General features: G+C 67.6%; 16 protein-coding genes. 10 read left to right on the top strand and 6 right to left on the bottom strand.

Going from position 1 to position 16,454, the window contains the following annotated elements; genetic code table 11:
- Positions 1-59: 59 nt before the first annotated feature.
- Positions 60-335 carry a hypothetical protein gene (locus QN358_RS02145; protein WP_136641445.1) on the bottom strand — a complete coding sequence of 92 codons (276 nt, stop codon included), beginning with the start codon at positions 333-335 and terminating at the stop codon, positions 60-62.
- 89 nt (positions 336-424) lie between these two features.
- Between QN358_RS02145 and QN358_RS02140 the strand changes: the two genes are divergently transcribed.
- Positions 425-1,105: a metal-dependent transcriptional regulator gene (locus QN358_RS02140; protein ID WP_136641446.1), complete on the top strand. Its 681-nt coding sequence runs from the start codon at positions 425-427 to the stop codon at positions 1,103-1,105.
- Positions 1,102-1,620 (top strand): hypothetical protein, encoded by a 519-nt coding sequence (locus QN358_RS02135; protein ID WP_323511466.1) that lies wholly within the window; start codon positions 1,102-1,104, stop codon positions 1,618-1,620. Before QN358_RS02140 ends, QN358_RS02135 begins: the two co-directional genes overlap by 4 nt.
- Before the next feature lie 36 nt (positions 1,621-1,656).
- Here QN358_RS02135 and QN358_RS02130 read toward each other — a convergent pair whose 3' ends face one another.
- Positions 1,657-2,925, bottom strand: a complete 1,269-nt coding sequence (locus tag QN358_RS02130) for an Nramp family divalent metal transporter (protein ID WP_136641448.1) — start codon at positions 2,923-2,925, stop codon at positions 1,657-1,659.
- Positions 2,926-2,997: 72 nt separating this feature from the next.
- Between QN358_RS02130 and QN358_RS02125 the strand changes: the two genes are divergently transcribed.
- From QN358_RS02125 to QN358_RS02090, 8 genes are all read left to right on the top strand, one after another.
- Positions 2,998-3,660 (top strand): TrmH family RNA methyltransferase, encoded by a 663-nt coding sequence (locus QN358_RS02125; RefSeq protein ID WP_323511465.1) that lies wholly within the window; start codon positions 2,998-3,000, stop codon positions 3,658-3,660.
- A gap of 119 nt (positions 3,661-3,779) precedes the next feature.
- The gene (locus QN358_RS02120) at positions 3,780-5,198 is read left to right on the top strand and encodes a DUF4214 domain-containing protein (RefSeq protein ID WP_323511464.1); all 1,419 of its coding nucleotides are present in this window, start codon (positions 3,780-3,782) and stop codon (positions 5,196-5,198) included.
- Between the two features lie 193 nt (positions 5,199-5,391).
- The gene (locus tag QN358_RS02115; RefSeq protein WP_323511463.1) at positions 5,392-5,730 is read left to right on the top strand and encodes a DMT family transporter; all 339 of its coding nucleotides are present in this window, start codon (positions 5,392-5,394) and stop codon (positions 5,728-5,730) included.
- Between the two features lie 55 nt (positions 5,731-5,785).
- Positions 5,786-7,150, top strand: a complete 1,365-nt coding sequence (locus QN358_RS02110) for an MFS transporter (RefSeq protein WP_323511462.1) — start codon at positions 5,786-5,788, stop codon at positions 7,148-7,150.
- Positions 7,151-7,228: 78 nt separating this feature from the next.
- Positions 7,229-8,095, top strand: coding sequence for an ABC transporter ATP-binding protein (locus QN358_RS02105; protein ID WP_323511461.1), 867 nt, complete (start codon positions 7,229-7,231; stop codon positions 8,093-8,095).
- Positions 8,044-8,967, top strand: coding sequence for an ABC transporter permease (locus QN358_RS02100; protein ID WP_323511460.1), 924 nt, complete (start codon positions 8,044-8,046; stop codon positions 8,965-8,967). The genes QN358_RS02105 and QN358_RS02100 overlap by 52 nt, the downstream gene beginning before the upstream one ends.
- Before the next feature lie 60 nt (positions 8,968-9,027).
- Positions 9,028-10,125: an ABC transporter substrate-binding protein gene (locus tag QN358_RS02095; protein ID WP_323511459.1), complete on the top strand. Its 1,098-nt coding sequence runs from the start codon at positions 9,028-9,030 to the stop codon at positions 10,123-10,125.
- 136 nt (positions 10,126-10,261) lie between these two features.
- Positions 10,262-11,830, top strand: a complete 1,569-nt coding sequence (locus QN358_RS02090) for a molybdopterin-dependent oxidoreductase (protein ID WP_323511458.1) — start codon at positions 10,262-10,264, stop codon at positions 11,828-11,830.
- Between the two features lie 42 nt (positions 11,831-11,872).
- Here QN358_RS02090 and QN358_RS02085 read toward each other — a convergent pair whose 3' ends face one another.
- The 4 genes from QN358_RS02085 to QN358_RS02070 are packed head-to-tail and all read right to left on the bottom strand — an operon-like array spanning position 11,873 to position 16,225.
- Entirely contained in the window at positions 11,873-14,020 is a 2,148-nt protein-coding gene (locus QN358_RS02085; protein ID WP_323511457.1) for a YhgE/Pip domain-containing protein, read from the bottom strand.
- Complete coding sequence (locus tag QN358_RS02080; protein WP_323511456.1) at positions 14,017-14,829, bottom strand: hypothetical protein; 813 nt, start codon at positions 14,827-14,829, stop codon at positions 14,017-14,019. Before QN358_RS02080 ends, QN358_RS02085 begins: the two co-directional genes overlap by 4 nt.
- The gene (locus tag QN358_RS02075; RefSeq protein WP_136641458.1) at positions 14,826-15,470 is read right to left on the bottom strand and encodes a TetR/AcrR family transcriptional regulator; all 645 of its coding nucleotides are present in this window, start codon (positions 15,468-15,470) and stop codon (positions 14,826-14,828) included. Before QN358_RS02075 ends, QN358_RS02080 begins: the two co-directional genes overlap by 4 nt.
- Before the next feature lie 44 nt (positions 15,471-15,514).
- A complete protein-coding gene (locus QN358_RS02070; protein WP_323511455.1) occupies positions 15,515-16,225 on the bottom strand; it encodes a bacterial transcriptional activator domain-containing protein in 711 nt (236 codons plus the stop codon).
- Positions 16,226-16,454 lie beyond the last annotated feature (229 nt).

The following is a 16,454-nucleotide window of genomic DNA, read 5'->3' as shown; positions in this document are numbered from 1 at the left end:
CTCGCCTCTAGGGTACTGCGAGCGGCCTGCGTGCGCGCTGGTGCGGGCCTGTGCGCTTGCTATACCGCGCTGAGGCGGCCGACTTCGATCGCGACCACCGCGAAAACCGTCGAGGGGCTCACGAGCAGAAGCTCGACACCGGTGCTGTGCAGCAGTGGAACCAGCTCAGTACGGTTCTCGGCCACGATCTCATCGGCGTGGGTGCGAAAGATCTCTGCCATCTGCGTTGTCGCGAAATACTGGTTGCCACCGTGGCGAACGATTCGAGAGTAGGAGCTGGTCGGGGTGTTCTGGGCGGCGGCGGAGAGGGGCGAAATACGCTTGACGATGGGCACAAAAATAATTTACTGAAGCTAACTACTTCTTGGCAGGGATTGAATTTCTGTACCGAGTATGCATTCGGCGGCAATCATAGAATGGGGGCATGACGCTGCCCAATCTGACGAATGCGGCCCAAGATTATCTGAAGGTGATCTGGGCCGCCTCTGAGTGGGCGGAGTCGCCTGTCACGGTCAAACAGCTCGCTGAACGCACAGGAGTCAGCACGGCCACGGTCTCTGATGGCATTCGTAAGCTGGCAGGCCTCGGGATGCTCGAGCACGAGCCCTACGGCAGCATCGAGCTCACCGCGGCGGGCCGAGCGGTCGCCATTGACATGGTGCGCCGCCACCGCCTGGTCGAGACCTTTCTCGTCGAAGTGCTCGGCTACGCGTGGGATGAGGTGCACGACGAGGCGGAGGTTCTCGAGCACGCCGTCTCCGACACGCTCGTCGACCGCATCGACCGGCACCTCGGTTTTCCCGCCCGCGACCCGCACGGCGACCCCATCCCCTCGGCCGACGGTCGGCCGCACCTGCCCGACGCGGTGCGTCTCAGCGACGCCGAGCCCGGGCACTCGCTCGTGGTCTCGCGCATCTCCGATGCCGACCCGGCGCTACTCCGGTACGTGGCCGACAAGGGCGTGCTGCTCGACGTTCGGCTGACGGTCGACGAGCACCGCACCTTCGCGGGAGACGTGGCCGTGCGCCTCGGCGACGACGGCATCGCCGTTGAGCTGGGGCAGCGGGCGAGCGACGCGGTGTGGGTCACCGTCGAGGGCGCATGAGCTCGGCAGGCACGGGCGAACCGCTCTTTCGCGAGGTGTCCGGTGGCCCGATCTGGCTCCGGATGGCCGGGGTTCTTGTTCTCGTCGCTGCGGTGCTGCTCGTCGTCGACGCCACGGTGATCGACCCCGCTTCGTTCCAGGGCGGCGGGGCGATTGCCGCCGTGGTCGGGGCGGTGGTGCTGCTGGCAGTGGGCATCCTGCTGCTCGTGGTTCGCATCGTGGTCGAGGTGACCGTGGCCGAGGTGGCGCTCGCACTGGCCCCGCTGTTCACCGTTCGCTTCGCGCGCTCGGAGGTGGCCGGCGCTAAGGCGGTCGACATGATCGCCCGCGAGTTCGGCGGCGTGGGGTACCGCGTGCTGCCGGGCAATCGGCGCGGCCTGCTGCTGTCGTCGGGCACGGGCGTTGTCGTGACGCGTCAGCCGGGCCCGGGCGCGGCTGGGCCAGCGGCCGAGACCGTCTACACCGTGCGAACCGATCGCCCGGCCGACCTCGTCGCCGCCCTCAAGAAGCGCTAGCTGCTCCTGCTCCCGCTCCTGTTGCGTGAGCGGGGCTCAGCCTGACCCGGTGACGGTCAGCGCGATGAGCGCCACGTTCAGGCAGACGATCAGCGCCGCGACCGCCCAGCAGAGCACGCGTAAGGGGAGTCGGTCGGCGAACGCTCCCATGAGCATCCGGTCGCCCGTCAACCTGAACAGCGGAACAAGAGCGAACGGAATACCGAGGCTCAGAAACACCTGCGACAGCACGAGTGCCCAGGTGGGGTTCACTCCGAGGCCGAGAATGAGCAGCGCCGGGATGAGCGTGATGACGCGGCGCAGCAGCAACGGAACACGCACCTTCAGCAGCCCAGCCATGATGGTGGCCCCGGCATAGCTGCCCACCGACGTCGACGCGAGGCCAGAGGCGAGCAGCCCGATCGCGAAGATCACGCCGATGACCGGCCCGAGCGCGGCGGTGATGGCGGCGTGGGCACCCGCGATGGTGTCGGTGCCGTCGACCCCACCCAGGTTCGCGGCGGCAATGAGCAGCATGGCGATGTTCACGGCGCCCGCGAGCAGTAGTGCAACCAGAACGTCGACGCGGGTTACGTGCAACAGGCGCCGGATGCCCGTGGGGCGGTGAGCGTGGGCATCGAGCGCTCTGCCGTGACGGTCGCGGGCGAGAGAGGAGTGCAGATAGATGGCGTGCGGCATGACCGTGGCGCCGAGCATGCTCGCGGCGAGCAGCACCGTCTCGCCACCATCGAACTTCGGCACCAGGCCGCCCGCCGCGTCGCCCCAGCTCACCGGGCTCACCACGAGGCCGGCCAGAAACCCCACGGCGATGATGCCGAGCAGTGTCATGATGACGGTCTCGAACGGTCGCTGACCGCGGCGCGACTGCACGGCGAGAATGATCATCGAGATCACACCCACGATCAGCCCACCGAGAAGCAACGGCAGCCCGAACAGCAACTGCAGTGCGATGGCGCCGCCGATGACCTCGGCGAGGTCGGTCGCGGCCGCCACCAGTTCGGCCTGCGCCCAGAACGCCCGCCGCCCGCGCGTGCCCAGTCGCTCACCGAGCAGTTCGGGCAGGCTCTTGCCTGTGACGATGCCGAGCTTCGCCGACTGGTACTGGATGATCATGGCCATGCCGTTCGCCATCACCAGCACCCACACCAGCAGGTACCCGTAACGTGCTCCGGCCGTGAGGTTCGCGGCAACATTGCCCGGGTCGACGTAGGCGATCGCCGCCACGAAGGCCGGGCCGAGCAGAAAGAGCAGTCGGGCGGGCTTGGGTGTGCGCTGCTCTGGCGCCTTCACCTCGACCGTCGTCATGTTCGACAGTATTGCACAATAAGTTAGATGCATCTAACAATCTGAAGAGGGGGTTGCGGCTATCGTGGTTGCGTGTCAGATGCCTCGCTTCCGCCCGCTGCAAACCCGTCGGTCGAACTCACGACGAACGGGGTGGGGCCGTGGGTCGGCGAGCGTCCGGAGGGCGACCAGTACGACCCCGAGCTGCTCGAGCGCGGCGACTCGCGCAACGTGATCGATCGCTACCGGTACTGGTCGATGACCGCCATCATTGCGGATCTCGACACCCACCGGCATCCGTTTCATGTCGCCATCGAGAACTGGCAGCACGACATGAACATCGGCTCGATCGTGCGAAGCGCCAACGCCTTCGCCGCCGACACCGTGCACGTCATCGGGCGTAAGCGCTGGAACCGGCGCGGAGCCATGGTCACCGACCGCTACCAGCACATCAGGCACCACGAGACGGTCGACGACTTCGCAGCATTCGCGGCGGCGGAGGCCCTGCCCATCGTCGCGATCGACAACGTCGAAGGCAGCGTACTCATCGAGACCTTCGCCATGCCGTCGCGCTGCGTGCTCCTCTTCGGGCAGGAGGGTCCGGGCCTCTCGTCCGCCGCCCTCGCTGCCGCCTCGGCAACCGTCGAGATCAGCCAGTTCGGTTCGACCCGCTCGATGAACGCCTCCGCGGCGGCCGCCGTCGCCATGCACGCCTGGGTGCTGCAGCACGTCTCCTTTCCGCCGCTGGCGGGCTGACCAGAGAGCCAATGGCGGAAGGCGACTCTTTCTTCACCGAAAACGGGCCAACGTGGTATTTTTGAGGCTCATCCGTGAGGGCGCCCTTGTCGGATCTGATGGCATGGGGAGTCACTCGAATGAAGAAAATGTCGCGCGCCACGTTGTCGCTCTTCCTGGTCGCCTTACTGTCGACGTTCGCGGTCGCTCCGGCGCAGGCCGTTTCCTCAGCCCAACCGGCGGCGACCGCCTCCATCGGTGGAACGTTGAACGGTTCGGGGATGGCGGGCGCCACATTCACGGCCGAGATCCAATCCGCGACGGGCTACTACACCGCGGTCGGCAGCCCAGACGGCAGCTACACGCTGAGCAATCTTCCGGCCGGCGAACTATTTGGCCTGATGTTCTCTGGGAGTCGCGCTGACGGGTCGAGCTTCATGGAGTGGTGGGGTCAAGATGCATCGCACCCGTCCGGCAACGACTCGCTCACTCTGGCAGAGGGCGAAGCAAAGGCTCATGTAGACCAGACGATCTACCGCCTCACAACCCTGACAGTGCCAGTGAGCTGCGACGGATGCGACCAGTTTCCTTTCGAGCTCTATCTGAACGCTCTCGACCCGTCGAACAACACGTGGGTCGATTCGTTCGATCGGAGCATGCAGATAGTTGATGGCTCTGAGGTGTTCATAAGCGTCTATCCCGGCACCTACAAGATCAGCGTGCACTATCGCGGGGCGGCGGGTTACGACGATCCGGCACCGGCCACTGTTGTTGTCGCAGAGGGTCAGCCGGCGACGCAAGCGTTCACGCTTACTCGCACGGGAACAACAACCCCCGGTGTGTCTGGCGGGGTCGGTGCATTCGTCAATGCTCTCTACGCCGACATCCTGAACCGGAAGGCCGTGGCGAGTGAAATCACCGGATGGTCGCGTGCGCTCGGGCGAACGAATGACCGCGGCATTGTTGCAGAAGGTTTCGTCGACAGCGACGAGTATCGGATGATTCGTATCGACAACGCATACCGCACGATACTCGGCCGAACTCCCGAACCGGGGGGAGCGGAAGGCTGGCTCGACGGCATGCACCGCGGCATCTTCGCGACCGACGACGTCGAGAAGAACTTCCTCGTCTCAGACGAGTTCTTCAACAAGACCGACAACGGATACCCAGCCTGGACGGCTTTCTATTACTGGGTGTCCAATGTGTACAAGCAGGTTCTGGGGCGAACCGCCTCGGGTTCGGAACAGTTCTTCTGGGCGGACATGGCCCAGCGCCGCGCCAACGCGGCCGTGCCGCACGACTTCCTGCTCGCGCATCCGGGCTATGTACCGCCTCTCGACCGTGGGTGGGTCGTCAACAATATCTATGATTCCGTGGAGGCGGCCAGCACCCGTGTCACCGCGATGTACTCGCACTATCTGGGCCGAACGCCTGACGCGAACGGAGTAGCGGTCTGGGCGCAATCCGACATCGCGAACGGCGACGCGGCAGTTCGATCAGGCCTCACCGCCAGTGATGAATACTACGCACGAGCCCTGCTCCGTTACCCCGCACGATGACGACATCACGATTGCGTTTTTCAGCGCGAGTCGGGGCCGGATGAGGCGAACGGATGAGCCGGGTGGCCTGGCTGGCGCATCGGAGGGCGCACCACGCGCACCACGCACCACGCGCACCGCGCACCACGCGCACCACGCGCACTCAGGCCCCGCGCCGCGGGTGCCGCCGGGCGTTCACGCCTAGGCTGAGCGCGTGGGGTATCTATTTCTGGCACTGGCGATCGCTTCGGAGGTCGTCGCCACGACGTTCCTGAAATTCACGTCGGGGGAGGGCGTGACGCTCGCGAACCGGTGGTGGGCCTACCTCGTCGTCGTGGTCGGTTATGTGGCGTCGTTCGTGCTTCTCAGCGTCACGCTCAGCCGAGGAGTGCCGCTCGGTATCGCGTACGCCGTGTGGGCGGGCGTGGGAGTGGTGGCGGTGACCATCATCAGCTGGCTCGTGTTCAAAGAGTTTCTGTCGTGGATGCAGATCGGCGGAATCGTTCTGGTCATCGGCGGTGTGCTGCTGCTCGAGCTCGGAGCAAAGCATTAGCGAGCATCCGCACCGCCAGCGAAACATCGCCCTACTGGTCGCCGCGACCTTCTTCATGGAGAACCTCGACGGCACCATCCTCACTACGGCAGCGCCCAGCATCGGTGTCTCGCTCGGCGTACCCTCGCTGGCGGTCGGGGTGACGATCACTGCGTACCTGCTCACCCTCGCGGTACTGATTCCGCTCAGCGGCTGGCTGAGCGAACGGTTCGGCGCGCGCCCGGTCTTTCTGACAGCGATCGCCGTGTTCACCGCAGCATCCATTCTGTGCGCGCTCAGCCAGAATCTCACCGAGCTCACGGCCTTTCGTGTGCTGCAGGGCGCGGGCGGCGCCATGATGGTGCCCGTCGGCAGGCTCGCTGTGCTCCGGATGACCTCGAAGGCCGACCTGATTCGCACCATCGCCCTGCTCACGTGGCCGGCGCTCGCGGCGCCCGTCGTCGCTCCACTGGCTGGCGGACTGCTCACCACCTACGCCACGTGGCACTGGATCTTTCTCATCAATGCGCCGCTCGGGGTGGCGGCGTTCGTGGTTGCCCTGCGCATCCTGCCGCACGACCGGAGCGCCGCGGGGCCGGAGGCGTCGCCGGCACTCGACTGGTGGGGTGTGCTACTCACCGGGTTCGGGCTCGGAGTGCTCGTCTACGTGGGGTCGCTGCTCGCCGATGGCGACACGAACGTCATCGCGCTGGTGCTTCTTGCGGCGCTCGGGCTCGCTCTGGTGGGCGGCGCGACGGTGCACTTTCTGCGCGCCCGATATCCGTTGCTGCGGCTCTCGTCGATGCGCATCGAGACCTTTCGGCTCTCGCACGCGGGCGGCTCCATGTTTCGCATGACCATCAGCAGTATGCCGTTTCTGCTGCCGCTGCTCTTTCAAGACCGGTTCGGCTACTCGCCGGTGCTCGCCGGAACCCTCGTTCTCTTCGTCTTCGTCGGCAACCTCGGCATCAAGCCGTTCACCACGCCTCTTCTTCGCCGGTTCGGCTTTCGTTCGGTGTTGCTCGGGGCGACCGGCGGTGCTGCGCTCAGCATGGTGCTCTGCGCGCTGCTCACCCGCGAGACGCCGCTGGTCGTGGTGGTGGTGCTGATGGTGTTCAGCGGAGTGGTGCGGTCGGTGGGGTTCACGGCGTACAACACCATCGCGTTCGCCGACATCGAGCAGGCGGAGATGACCGCGGCCAACACGCTCGCCTCGACGCTGCAGCAAGTGGCGGCCGGCTTCGGCGTGGCCGTCGCTGCGGTGGCGCTGCGGGCGGGGGAGTCGGTGCCGACGGGAAGCCTGCTGCCGTCGGGGTCGTTCTCGTTCAGCTTTCTGGTCGTGGCGGTGCTGACGCTCGTGGCCTCTGCTGAGGCGCTTCGGCTGTCGAAGAGCGCGGGGGAGAACATCCGGCCCGCCCGCCGGGTGACGGCGACGCCGTAGCGATGACGTCGGGCACTGCGACCGGTGAACGTTACGGCCGGGGCGTCACGCGCAGCCGAGCCGCTTAAGATTGCGACTATGGCATCCACCGGGCGCGCGGCCCCGACCGACGAGATCGTGGTGTCGGGGGCGTCGAAAATCTATGGCTCCGGCGCGGCCGAGGTGGAGGCCCTCTCGAACGTCGACCTCACGGTGCGGCGCGGGCAGTTCGTCAGCATCATCGGCCCGAGCGGGTGCGGCAAGTCGACGCTACTGCGCCTGATCGCCGGCCTCGAGACGGCCGACGCGGGTGAGGTGAGCGTGTTCGGCTCCGACCCCGATGAGGCGTGCGCCGTGAAGATGATCGGCTTCGTGCCGCAGGTTCCGGCGCTGCTGCCGTGGCTGTCGGTGCTGCAGAATGTCACGCTGCCATCGAAACTGAACAGGCGGGCGGATGCCCTGCGGCGCCGTCTGCCCGGCCACATCGATCGGGCTGCCGCGCCCTCCCGCGCCGCAGCCAGAGACGGCGCGGCTGCCGATGCCATCGCCATTCTCGAGACCATCGGGCTGGGTGACTCGCTCGGGCGGCTGCCGCACGAGCTCTCGGGTGGCATGCAGCAGCGCGTGGCTCTCGCGCGCGCCTTCGCCATTCACGCCGACGTTCTGCTCATGGACGAACCCTTCTCCGCCCTCGACGAGTTCACCCGCGAAGCCGCCCAGGTTCAGCTGCTCGAGCTCTGGGAGCGGCAGCGCACAACGGTGGTGTTCGTCACGCACTCGGTGGCAGAGGCCGTGGTGCTGAGCGACACCGTGGTGGTCATGTCGGGCCGGCCGGGGCATATCGACGCCGTGATCGACATCGACCTTCCGCGCCCGCGGCGGCAGGGGTTGCTCGAGTCGGCAGCGCTGCACCTGTGGGAAGACCGGGTGCGGGCACAACTGCAGACCGCGTGGGCGCCGCGATGAGCGCGGGCGGCGGGGTGAGCGGCGGCGCGAATCGTGGTGCGAACGGGGCCGCGAGCCGGGCATCCGGTAGCCGTACCCGTCGCCCCAGCGAGCCGCAACGCTCGAGGCTGCTGCGACCGGGCTTCTGGCTGCCCGCCGTCGTTGCCGTCGTCGTCGCGGGGCTCGTCTGGGAATTCGTGGCCATCAACAACACCTATCTGCTGCCGCGGCTCGGGGCCGTGGCGATGGCCGTCATCACCGAGCCCGCTTTCTATCTGCAGAACGCGGGCGTCACGCTGGCCGAGGCGCTGATCGGGCTCGTGATCGGCTTCGTCGCCGCGTTCGTGGTCGCCGTGCTCGTCACCGAGTCGGGGCTGCTGCGGCGGGCCATCATGCCGCTCGCCGTGGTGCTGAATGTGACCCCCGTGGTGGCTATCGCACCCGCCCTGGTGGTGGCGTTCGGCTTCGGCCCGGCACCCAAGCTCATCGTGACCGCGCTCATCACTTTCTTTCCCATTCTGATGAACCTGATCACCGGGCTGAACTCGGTGTCTCCTCCTGTGCTGCAGGTCTTTCGCACGCTGCGGGCCTCGCGCCTCGAGGTGCTGCTGCGGCTCCGGATGCCCTCCAGCCTGCCGTTCGTCTTCGCGGCCCTGAGGGTCGTGTTCCCGCTCTCGGTGGTCGGCGCGGTGGTGGCCGAGTTCTCGGCACCGGGCGCCGCCCAAGGCCTCGGAACCGTCATCAGCGTCGCCTCTTCGAACTCGCGCCTGGCCGTGGTGTACGCCGCGATTGGCTGCCTCGCCCTGATGGGCGCCGTGCTTCTGCTGCTGGTCACTCTGCTCGAACGGCGGGTGTTGCGCTGGCACGAATCGCAGCTGCTCAAACGCGAGTAGCCTGAGATTCCCGAAACTCTTCGCGCTCCTCCTCATGCTGGCCCACACCCGGAGACACCCATGCCCTCCCTTCGAGCAACAGCGCTCCCGGTTCTCGCCCTCGTCGTAGCGATGGTCGCAGTGCTGACCGGATGCTCGTCGAACAGCACCCCGGCCCCTTCGGTCTCGCCGGGCAGCGCAGTCTCGGCCGCCCGGTGCGCCGAGAACAAGGCCGCGGGCACCCTCACGTACGTCACCGGCTTTCAGTACCAGGCGTCGGCGTCGATCCTCGACATTCTGGCGGCGAAGCAGCTCGGCTACTTCGCTGCGGTGTGCCTCGACGTGAAGATCCAGCCCGGCACCGGAGACACCGCCGGCAACGCGCAGCTCGTGGCCGCCGGTACGGCGACCCTCACCGATCTGGGTGGCGACGGCGATCTGCTGCTGGCCCGCGCGAACGGAGTGAATGTCACAGCCATCGCGACGTACGGCCAGGTGCCGATCACCACGCTGATGACCGCCACCACCGTCACCGACCTCAAACAGCTCGAGGGCACGACTCTCGGCCAGAAGGGCCAACTGCCGCCCGAGCTGCAGGCCATGCTCGTGAAGAATGGCGTCGATGTGTCGAAGATCACGCAGGTCGTGGTGGGCTACGACCCCACGATTCTGCCGCGCGGGCAGGTGCAGTCGCTCACCGGCTACAAGTCGAACGAGCCGCTCACGTTGAAGGCCGACGGCGACACAGTGAAGCTCTGGAACCCCGAAGACTATGGCATACCCGGCACCTTCGGCACGGTCGCGGCCAACCCCGCGTTCGTGACGGCGAACCCCACCGCCACAGAAGACTTTCTGCGCGCGGCGTTTCACGCCTACGACTACTGCCTTACGAATGCGTCGGAGTGCGTGAACGACGCTGCCGCGCTCGCCGGTGGCGGAGCGAGCTACGACGTGGCCCACAACCTCGCGGTCTGGCAGACCGAGAGCGGCCTCGTCGCGTCGTCGCAGCCGGCCGGCACCCCGCTCGGGTCGTTGAACACCGATCTGATGGCGAAGGAGGCCGCGTTTCTCGTCGACAGCAAGCAGCTGGCGAGCGTTCCCGACATCAGCGCGTTCGCCGACACGTCGGTGGTGAAGGCGATCTACAACGGCACGACCCTGGTGTGGCCTGCGCCGTGACGCGGGGCTGAGCATCCGGTGGCCGGCTGAGCGTTCGGTCGGCAGCGGTTCGTGCGGGGTTCCGGATGCTCGGGACGGCACAGGCGTGCAGGTGACGGTCAGCTTGCCCCACGTCTGGCGAGCGTAGTGTGAGCCCATGCGACGAAGTGTGTGGTCTGCCCTGACGGGAATCGTCGCTGCTCTCAGCGTTCTGGCCGTTGCCGAGGTGGTGGCTGCGTTCGTCGATGCCGAGAGCAGCCCGCTGTTCGCGGTGGGTTCGCTCGTCATCGACCTGGCGCCGCCGGGGGTCAAAGAGCTGACCATCTCGCTCTTCGGTACCGGTGACAAGGCGGCGCTCCTCAGCATTCTCGGCATCGTGGTCGTGGTCGGCGCCGCAGCCGCGGGGCTGCTTGAGCAGCGCAGACCGCCCTACGGAACCGTCGTGCTCGTCGCCTTCTCCGCCATCGCGGTGATCGCCGTGACCACCCGGTCAGGCGCGACGGTGCTGTCGGCCATTCCCACCGTGATCGGCATGATCGTGGGGGTCTTCGTGCTGCGGTCGCTGCACCTGAGACTCGGCCGGTGGGAGACGCGCGAGGCGGGTTCGCGGGCGAAGGCGACGAAGCAGGCGACCGCCCGCACCGGGCCGGCCGCGCTCGAGCGGCGCCAATTCCTGGTGTTCCTGGGTGTGGCGGGAGCGGTGTCCATTGTGGCCGGCATCGGAGCCCGTGCGATGAACGCAGGTGCTGCGGCCGTGAGTACCGCCCGGGCCGCCCTGAAGTTGCCGGTCGCCGCCACACCGGCCCCGGGCATCCCGAGCGGAGCAGAACTCGGGCTGACGAACCTGAGCCCGGTCATCACGCCGGCCGCCGACTTCTACCGCATCGACACGGCTCTGCAGGTTCCGCAGCTGAACCCCGACACGTGGAGCCTCAAGATCATCGGCATGGTCGAGAACGAGGTCGAGATCTCGTTCGCTGACCTGCTCGCGTTGCCGCTCGTCGAGAACGCCACCACTCTCACCTGCGTCTCGAACGAGGTGGGCGGCAATCTCATCGGCACTGCGCTGTGGCTCGGCTACCCCATTCGCGACTTGCTCACGCGGGCGAAACCCACCGCGGGAGCCGACATGGTGTTGTCGCGCAGCTCAGACGGGTTCACGGCCGGCACGCCGCTCGAGGTGCTGCAAGACACGAACCGGCAGTCGCTGTTGGCTGTCGGGATGAACGGGGCGCCGCTGCCCGTCGAACACGGGTTTCCCGTGCGCATGGTGGTGCCGGGCCTCTACGGCTACGTCTCGGCCACCAAGTGGGTCGTCGAGATGAAGGTCACCACCTTCGCCCAGGACATGGGCTACTGGACCCCGCGCGGCTGGAACGCCCTCGGCCCCGTGAAGACGTCGTCGCGCATCGACACCCCGCGCTCGAATGCCGGGCTCGCTGCCGGCGCTGTCGCCATCGCGGGGGTCGCGTGGGCGCAGCACACCGGCGTGGCCAGGGTCGAGGTGCGGATCGACAACGGCGCCTGGGCCGAGGCGACCCTTGCCGACGCCATCTCGGCCGACACGTGGCGCCAGTGGGTGCTGCAGTGGAACGCGACCGCCGGCGACCACACCATCGCTGTGCGGGCCACCGACGCCTCGGGCTACACCCAGACCGCCGACCAGGCGCCGCCCGCGCCCGACGGCTCCACCGGCTACCACACGATCTCGGTGCACGTCAGCTAGCTGCTGGAGCGTGCGGTGCGGTGCCGTGCAGTGCGGTGCGGGTCAGCCGATCAGCGAGGGCCGCAGGTCGCGCAGCGTGCGCGACCGGGTGGTGCGCCCGGCGAGGAAGTACGTGAAGGCGAGGGCTCCGAGCAGCCACACGGCAAGCACCCCTACGTCGTTCAGCGCGAGTGACAGGTCGCCGCCGTACATGAGCTGGCGTATGCCGTCGACTGCGTAACTCATCGGCAGCGCGTGGTGGAGCGCCGCGAGCGGCCCGGGCAGCGTCTGCCACGGGAACGTTCCGCCGGCCGTCACGAGCTGCAGCACCATCAGCACGAGCCCGAGGAACTGCCCCACGCTGCCGAGCCACACGTTCAGCGCCAGAATGATGGCCACGAACGTGACCGACGTGAACATCATGAACAGCAGCATGAGGGCCGGGTTCGCCACGGTGAAGCCGAGCAGCACGGTGACAACGAAGTACACCGCGGCCATCTGCACCGCGCCGAGCAGCGCGGGCGCGAGCCAGCCCGCCGCGACGACACGCAGCGGCGCCTTGATCGCGGTGAGCGCGCGCCGGGAGAGCGGCTTGATGATGAGGAACAGCGCGTAGATGCCGATCCAGGCCGCCAGGCTGATGAAGAACGGGGCCATGCCGGCGCCGTAGGTCGTCGCTTTCGTCACGGTGTCGGTATCGACGCGGGCAGGGGTGGCGATGGTCGCTGCGGCGGCCTGTCGCTGGTCGGCGCTGTAGTTCGGCACCTGCGCCTCACCCGACACGAGCCCGTCACGCAGTTGCGCGGCGCCCGTGTTCAGCTGGGTGGCCCCCGTGGCGAGCGTGCTGCTGCCGTCGGCGAGCTGCTGTGTTCCACCGGCGAGGGTTGTGGCGCCGTCGGAGAGCTGCTGGTTCGCGCTGGCGAGGGCGGCAGCGCCGGTGGCGAGCTGGGCTGTTCCGGTGGCGAGCGAGGATGCCCCGGTCGACACCTGCTGCGTGCCGGCGGCGACCTGCGCGGCGCCGCTGGCGGCGGAGGCGATGCCGGCGCTCAAGGCGGGTGCGGCATCCGCCAGCTTCTGCGTGCCGGCGGCGACCTGGTTCGCACCAGAAGAGAGCTGGTTCACCTGGTCTTGGGCCGTCTTCACCTGGTCATTGCCATTGTTGATGGCGGTGCCCACCTGGTCGAGTTGCGCGAGGATGGGTGCCTGCTGCTCGGCCGTGAGGCCGAGAGCGGTGAGCTGGTTCACGATGTTGGCGCGCGCCGTGGGTACCTGGTCGGCGGCAGCCTGGGCGAGGCCGGCGGCCACCCCCACGTCGCTCGCCAGAGTCTTGTTGCCGGCCGCAACCTGGGCTGCCCCGGCCGCGAGGGCCGCGGTCTGCGCGGGCAGGCTCGACGACTGGCTCTGCAGCGACGACAGCCCCGAGCTCAACACCTGGGCGCCGTCGTTCGTCTTCGAGGCGCCAGACGCGAGGGCCGAAGCCCCGTTCGCGGCAGTCTGTGCACCCGTCGAGAGAGTGGATGCCCCCGCCGACGCCTCTGCGGCACCGCTGGCCAGCGCCTGTGCCCCCGTGTTCGCTGTTGCCGCACCCGACGCGAGCGAGGCCGCGCCGGTCTGTGCCTGAGCGGTGCCGTCGGCCAGTGAATTCGCCCCGGACACCGCCGTCGCGAGGTTGTCGTGAATCGTAGAGAACCCGTTCAGAAACTGCAGCGCCGCAGCCTCACCGACCTGCTGGGAGATGCTGAGGCGCACCTTCTCGGCCACCGTGGCGGCGATGGTCGAGGCGAGAAAGCTGTTGGTGTCGTTCGTGGTGAGCTGCACGACGGCCTGCTCGGGCGTGGCCGTTCCCGACGAGGTGAGCAGCTTCGAGAAGTCAGGGCCGAGCGTCAGAATGAAGTCGTAGGTGCCGTTCTTGATGCCGGTTGCGGCGTCGGAGGCGCTCGCGTCGATCCATTTGACACTGCCGTCGGCGACCAACTGGTCGTGCACCTGCGTGCCGTAGTTCACGGCGGCGCCGTTGAGGGTGGCGCCCTGGTCTTCGACCACGAGCGCGACCGGAATGTTCTTCACATTGCCATAGGGGTCGCTGTTGGCCCAGAGGTAGAGCCCCGCGTAGATGACGGGCACGAGCATCAGAGCTACGAGAGCCAGACGGGCGAGCCCGGTGGCGGTCAGCCGGCGAAACTCGGTGCGAACGAGTGTCACGATCTTCATGCGCGTTCCTTCGATTCTGGTGCTGCTGTCGATGCTGTGTCTGCTGTGGCTGCTGTGGCTGCTGTGGGCGATGCCGATGCCGATACGGGTGCCGGTGCCGGCTCTGCGGCCAACGCCGCCGACTCGGCCTCGAGCTCGGCAAGCCGGGCCAACTCGGCCAGCCGCTGCTCCTCGGCTGCGGCGGCCAGCGCGGCCAGCCGTTCGCTCTCGAGCGCCTCCACCTCGCCCCGCAGATCGTCGGCCGTGGCGTGGCTCACGATGAGCAGCACGGCCAGCCCGCGCCGGGCGAACTCCGCCGCGGTGGGCCACCATTCGGCCGGGTCACCGCCGTGGCGGTCGGGCGTCGTCAGCACGAGGCCCCGGATGCCCGGCCGTGCCGCCGCGAGTTCACCGAGTACGTGCAACCGCACCGCCACGGGGATGTTCGTGAGCTGCCAGGTCGCGTATTCGGTGGCGTCCAACTCGTCGATCGCGCGCAGTGTGGCAGCGCGCCCGGAAGGAAGCCCGGCGAACATGAGCTCCTCCTGCACGACCGCGGTGAGCTTGAGATCGCCGACATGCTCGCTCGCGTCGGGAGCATCGACGATGGTGGTCGAGGCGCGCAGCGCCTCAGAGTCGGGTTCGCCGTCGAACGTGATGGTACCGGCATCCGGGGCCATCCGACCCGTCGCCATGAGGGCGAGAAGCGTGGGTCGCTGGGCGGTCTCGACGACGGCGAGCGTCACCCTGCCGCTCTCGTAGCTCAGCGAGGTCTCGGGCAGGTTCTGCCCGTTCTCGCCCTTCGAGACGGCGCTCAGGATGACCTTCATGACGTCTTCTCCTCGATGAGCCGCAGCTCGGGGTTGTCGGTGACGACGGCGGTGGCTTCGCGCCACGAGAGGCCGGCGGCACCGAGGCCGGCAAGCATGACGAGGCGGTGCCCTTCGGCGCGCGAGAGGCTGTGGCGAACGGCCTCGTCGAGTACGCTCAGCGCCGCGCCCTCGATCAGGCGAGCGAGCGTGCCGGGTTCGATGTCGGGGCGAAGTTCCCCCGACTCCACGCCGCGGCGCACGATGGCCAGCAGTTGGGCGCGCAGTGGCGCGAGGGTTTCGCCGAACAGCTCACGTTGCGGCCCGCGAACGGCGAGTTGCGCCATGACCCGCACATGTTCGACCTCAGACCAGAGGCGTGCCCCGATGAGGGCGATGGCGATACGGGAATCCGGATGATCGACGGCGGCCAGGGCGGCGATCACTCGTTCGCTGCCCGAGGCCTGTAGCGCCACGATGAGTTTGTCGCGCGTGGCGAAGTGCCCGTAGATCGAGCGGCGGGAGAGCCCGGCGCCGGCGGCGATGGCTTCGAGCGAGGTGTCGGGGTCGCGGTTCAGCAGCAGGCGAGCGGAGTCGAGCAGAGCCTGGCGGTTCTCGGTGGCGTCGCGGCGCGGGGCGCGGGATGCGCTGAAATCATTCACACGTCCCAGTGTAATAACTTGCACATGACCGTGCAAGTTATCACTCAGCGCGTGATGTCGCGCACCAGAGTCGACAGTTGCGTCGTCGGAGCCAGCCCGAGCGAACCGTTCAGCAGAACGCTGTAGCGGTCGAAGACCCGCAACGCCTCCGACTGGTTGCCCTCGGCGATATGCACCCTGATCAGAGCGGCTTGGGCGCTCTCTCGCAGTGGTTCGACCGAGATCGCCGCCCGTGCCGCGACGCCCGCTTCGGGCAACCGGCCGGCCGCCACGAGTAATCGTGTCTGCGCCTCGAGACCGTTCATGCGGAGACCCCGCCAATCCTCGGCAGCCGCGAGCACCCAATCGTCGTACCAATCGGGCAGCAGCTCCACCGAGAGAGCCGCCACGGCGGCCGGGTTGATGTCGGCCACGTTCGGCAGTGCTTCGCGCGGCAACAGCCTCAACGCCAACGCGTGCGACGACCGCAGATCGACTTCGACGTTCGCTGCGAGACCGAGGCTGGTGGATGCCACGGTGACGAGTTCGCGGGAACGGGCATCCATTCGCGCCAGCGTCGCCCGCAGGCTGAGCGCCGCCTTGTGTTCGGTCACATCGGGCCACATGGCACCCGCAACCGCGATGCGCAGATTCTCGCGCGGTCGCAGTGCCAGGAATGCAAGCAACCGGCGAGAACTCACCGATGCGGCGGCATACGGGCCACCGAGGTCGTCGACGAGGGCGAATCCGCCGAGAACTGAAATGTTGAGCGTCAAAACCGGCCCCCGGTCTGATGTGATGCCTGTGAAATTGCCAAGCCCCCCCGGAGGGCATGGCGCTGTCAGTTGGGTCTGCGATCACTCCGGCCCTTGGAGCAGGACCGGAGTGAATGTCGTGCGTACTCCCGGTGCTCTGAGAAGTAGCAGAAGCCTAACCCTGGGCAGATTTTTCGCGTAGGGGATGGCGCTTTTGGTCGCTTTGTGTACCTGTCTCTTATACACATCT

This window comes from Subtercola sp. RTI3, from assembly GCF_035018625.1.
GTDB lineage: Bacteria > Actinomycetota > Actinomycetes > Actinomycetales > Microbacteriaceae > Subtercola > Subtercola vilae.
The sequence above is the reverse complement of the archived record's forward strand: the minus strand, read 5'-3'. Positions and strand labels throughout refer to the sequence as shown.